3 protein-coding genes and 1 pseudogene are annotated in these 3,930 nt (G+C 49.9%); all 4 read left to right on the forward strand.

The genetic code is table 11. The features are described 5' to 3' along the window. The first annotated feature begins 188 nt into the window (after positions 1-188). Entirely contained in the window at positions 189-1,334 is a 1,146-nt protein-coding gene (locus tag Q0537_RS00295) for a hydrogenase small subunit (protein ID WP_299224042.1), read from the forward strand. A 2-nt stretch (positions 1,335-1,336) separates the two neighbouring features. After that, positions 1,337-3,058, forward strand: coding sequence for a nickel-dependent hydrogenase large subunit (locus Q0537_RS00300; RefSeq protein ID WP_299224045.1), 1,722 nt, complete (start codon positions 1,337-1,339; stop codon positions 3,056-3,058). Between the two features lie 3 nt (positions 3,059-3,061). Next, positions 3,062-3,736: a Ni/Fe-hydrogenase, b-type cytochrome subunit gene (gene cybH / locus Q0537_RS00305; protein WP_298706636.1), complete on the forward strand. Its 675-nt coding sequence runs from the start codon at positions 3,062-3,064 to the stop codon at positions 3,734-3,736. Beyond that, positions 3,733-3,828: pseudogene (locus Q0537_RS00310) on the forward strand (hydrogenase expression/formation protein); the annotation flags it as partial. The gene cybH and the pseudogene Q0537_RS00310, both read left to right, overlap by 4 nt. Positions 3,829-3,930 lie beyond the last annotated feature (102 nt).

The raw sequence follows: 3,930 nt of genomic DNA on the forward strand, positions 1-3,930 counted from the left end.
TTTCCGCCGTAATTTAAAGTTTCATCCGCAGCGCTAAATTTTAATCCGCCTTTTATTTTTAAATTTAAAACCTACTAGACGATGAATAAATATAAAATTTTAATTAAATCTAACGAAATTTAAGGTGCATAAATTCTAAATTTTGATAGAATGCCATTTAAAAATATCCTAAATTTCAGGAGGACATTATGGTTGATTTGGCTCAAATTTCGGCTAGACTTGATGCCGTTGAGCGTTTGCCGCGAATAAAAGCGGAGGAAAGCATACAAGAAAGGCTTAAAAGCAAGGGCTTTTCGCGCCGCGATTTTATGAAATGGAGCGGAGCGATGACCGCGATGCTAGGGCTTCCAGCAGCATTTGCACCGAGTGTGGCACGAGCTGCGGAGCTTGCGGATCGCCTGCCGGTGATCTGGCTTCATATGGCGGAGTGCACGGGCTGTAGCGAGAGCTTGCTACGCACCGAGACGCCTAGCATCGACAGCCTCATATTCGATTACATCAGCCTAGAATACCACGAGACGATAATGGCTGCCGCAGGCTGGCAAGCCGAGGAAAATTTAGAGGGCGCGATCGAAAAATACAAGGGGCGCTATATCTTGATGGTAGAGGGCGGAATTCCAAGCGGCGAGAATGAATTTTTCCTAACCGTGGGTCCTGAGGGCAAGAGCGGAGCTCAGCACTGCAAAGACGCTGCCGAGGGCGCTGCGGCGATATTTGCGATCGGCACCTGTTCGAGCTTCGGCGGTATCCAAGCCGCAGCTCCGAATCCGACCGGCGCCGTAGGTTTGGACAAAATCATAAACAAACCCGTCATCAACGTCCCGGGCTGTCCGCCTAGCGAAAAAAATATCGTCGGCAACGTGCTAAATTTCATCCTTTTCGGCACGCTTCCAAGCCTTGACGTTTATAACCGACCGAAATGGGCTTACGGGCTACGAATACATGATCTATGCGAGCGCCGCGGACATTTCGACGCGGGCGAGTTTGTAGAAAGCTTCGGCGATGCGGGCGCGAAGGATGGATATTGCCTTTATAAAGTAGGCTGCAAGGGTCCTTATACATTTAACAACTGCTCGCGCGAGCGCTTCAACTCCCACACTAGCTGGCCGGTACAGGCTGGTCACGGCTGCATAGGCTGCTCGGAGCCTGATTTTTGGGATCATATGGGACCTTTTGAGGAGCCTTTGGCAGATCGCCTTTACGAAAGCGTTTTCGGCGGGCTCGGTGCTGATGCTACCGCTGATAAGATAGGTGTCGGGATTTTAGCGATCACGGGTGTTGCGGTAGCGGCACACGCGGCGATTGCGTCATTTAAGAAAGATAAAGGGGAATAATCATGTCGCAAAGAATCGTAATCGATCCGATAACCAGAATAGAGGGACATTTAAGAATAGAGGTCGTAGTGGATGATGAAAACGTCGTACGTGAAGCCTATAGTAGCTCGACGCTATGGCGCGGGCTTGAGACCATAGTAAAAAACAGAGATCCTCGCGACGCGGGATTTTTTATGCAAAGAATTTGCGGCGTCTGCACCTTCTCGCATTACAAAGCGGGCATCGTCGCGGTAGAAAACGCCCTTGGTATCACTCCGCCGCTAAATGCCTTGCTGACGCGCACGCTGATGGCTAATGCGCTATTTTTACACGATCACCCGGTGCATTTTTATCAACTCCACGGGCTTGATTTCGTAGATGTAGTAAGCGCTCTTAGCGCCGATCCTAAAAAAGCGAGCGAGGAGGCGTTTAAATACTGCGATACCCCTTATGCGTGCGGTGCGGATAAACTAAAAGAGGTGCAAGATCGCGTGGGCGCTTTCGTGAAAAAAGGCGCGCTCGGGCCGTTTGCAAACGCGTATTTCGGCCACCCAACATATAAGCTTAGCCCGGAGCAAAATTTGATCGCTCTTTCGCACTATCTTGAGTGTTTGCGCATTCAGCGCGCGGCGGCTCAGATGATGGCGATATTCGGTGCGAAACAGCCTCATCCGCAAAGCCTCACCGTAGGCGGCGTCACCTGCGTAATGGATATCCTAAGTCCTGCGAGACTTGGCGAATATATGTCTAAATTTAAAGAGGTCGCAGACTTCGTAAATCGCGCCTACTATCCTGATCTCGTAATGGCTGCTAAGGCTTACGGCAACGAGCCTAGCGTGCTAAACGATATCGGCGTGGCAAATTTATGGACTCACCAAGAATTTCAGCTTTCAAAGAACGAATGGCTATTTCAAAGCGGCATGATTATGAACGGCGATATTAGCAAGGTTTTGGAGCTTGATGAAAACAAGATCACCGAGGAGGCAACGCATGCGTGGTATAAAAACGATGCGGCGCTTCATCCTTACGACGGCGAGCAAGAGCCGAATTATACGGGCCTTAAGGATGGACAGAGCATTGACGCGCACGGCAAAGAAGCGCATACGAAGGTGCTCGATACCCAGGGCAAATACACCTGGATCAAGGCTCCGCGATACGACGGCAAACCGCTTCAGGTAGGGCCTCTTGCCAATATCGTAGTAAATTACGCCAAGAAAAATGAGCGCGTAGTAAAGGTCGTGGATCAATTCCTAAAAGACGCCGGCTTGCCGCTTGAGGCGGTATTTTCGACGCTTGGACGAACGGCATGCCGTATGATCGAGGCTAAAGTCGTAGCCGACAACGGACTGATTGCGCTAGAAAATTTAATTGCAAATATCAAAAGCGGCGATACGCAGACCTGCGCAAAATATGTAATCGATAACTCCAAAGAGTACAAAGGTCGCTATATCGGTCATGTGCCGCGCGGCGCACTTAGCCACTGGTGCAGGATCGAAAAGGGCGTCATCAAAAACTGGCAGGCGGTCGTGCCGTCTACTTGGAATGCCACGCCAAAGGATAAAGACGGCGCTATGGGCGCTTACGAATCCTGCTTGATCGGGCTGAAACTCGCCGATCTTTCCAAGCCGCTAGAGATCATCCGCCGCATCCACTCTTTCGATCCTTGCATCGCTTGCGCCGTGCACGTAATGGACGCCAAAGGAGCGGAACTTGGCTGCTATAGGGTAGATCCCAGCAAAGGATAAACGATGAAAAAAAGATTTGCGGAATACGAGTTCTCCATCGGTCTTAGGCTCACGCACTGGCTGCGCGCGCTTTGCATTACGATTTTGGTGATCACCGGATATTACATCGCCTTTGTTTTCACCGCGCCCGAGGTAAGCCCAGAGCCGGTACTTTTCATGCAGGCTAAATTTAGATTCGTGCATCTGATCTTCGGCTTTGCGATGATCGGCGCAGCAATCTTTAAAACTTATCTTTTCTTCTTCGACAAAAAGAGCAGAAAAGAGCTTTTAAGCATCAAGGATTTTTTTAGCCCGCGCGTCTGGATCGCCCAGATCAAATACTATATCTTTTTGGGCGAGCACCCGCATCTTCGCGGCGTTTATAACCCATTGCAGTTTATATCATATCTGGGCTTTTATCTAGTGCTGTTCGTAATCTGTCTAACGGGAATGATTCTATACATTCACGTCTATCACGAGGGGTTGGGCGGCGCGCTATACGGGCTCTTACGCCCGCTGGAAGCTGCGATGGGCGGTCTAAGCGAAGTGCGAATGATACATCATCTTTGCATGAATATCATCATAATCTTCGTGCCGATCCACGTCTATATGGCGGTCTTTAACGCCGTCAAGGGCAGGGACGGCGCGATGGATGCGATCGTAAGCGGCTATAAATTTAAAAAGGAAGAGCACGCTTGAGAGTGCTGGTACTGGGTATCGGCAACGTCATCTACGCGGACGAGGGCATAGGCGTGCACTTCGTCCGCGCGCTCGCGCAGAACTATAAATTTTATCCTAAAGCTACCGCGCGAAATTCTATGGCGGGCGATAATTTCGCGGCGCGGAATTTTGAAATTTTAAAATTCCGCCTCACACGCGGCGAGTGAAATTTT

It is taken from the genome of uncultured Campylobacter sp. (assembly GCF_938017775.1).
Classification (GTDB): Bacteria; Campylobacterota; Campylobacteria; order Campylobacterales; family Campylobacteraceae; genus Campylobacter_B.

What these genes read in the sequence shown, in the direction of transcription:
- Q0537_RS00295 (WP_299224042.1), top strand. Translation starts at nt 189, where the DNA reads ATGGTTGATTTGGCTCAAATTTCGGCTAGACTTGATGCCGTTGAGCGT.
- Q0537_RS00300 (WP_299224045.1), top strand. Translation starts at nt 1,337, where the DNA reads ATGTCGCAAAGAATCGTAATCGATCCGATAACCAGAATAGAGGGACAT.
- cybH (WP_298706636.1), top strand. Translation starts at nt 3,062, where the DNA reads ATGAAAAAAAGATTTGCGGAATACGAGTTCTCCATCGGTCTTAGGCTC.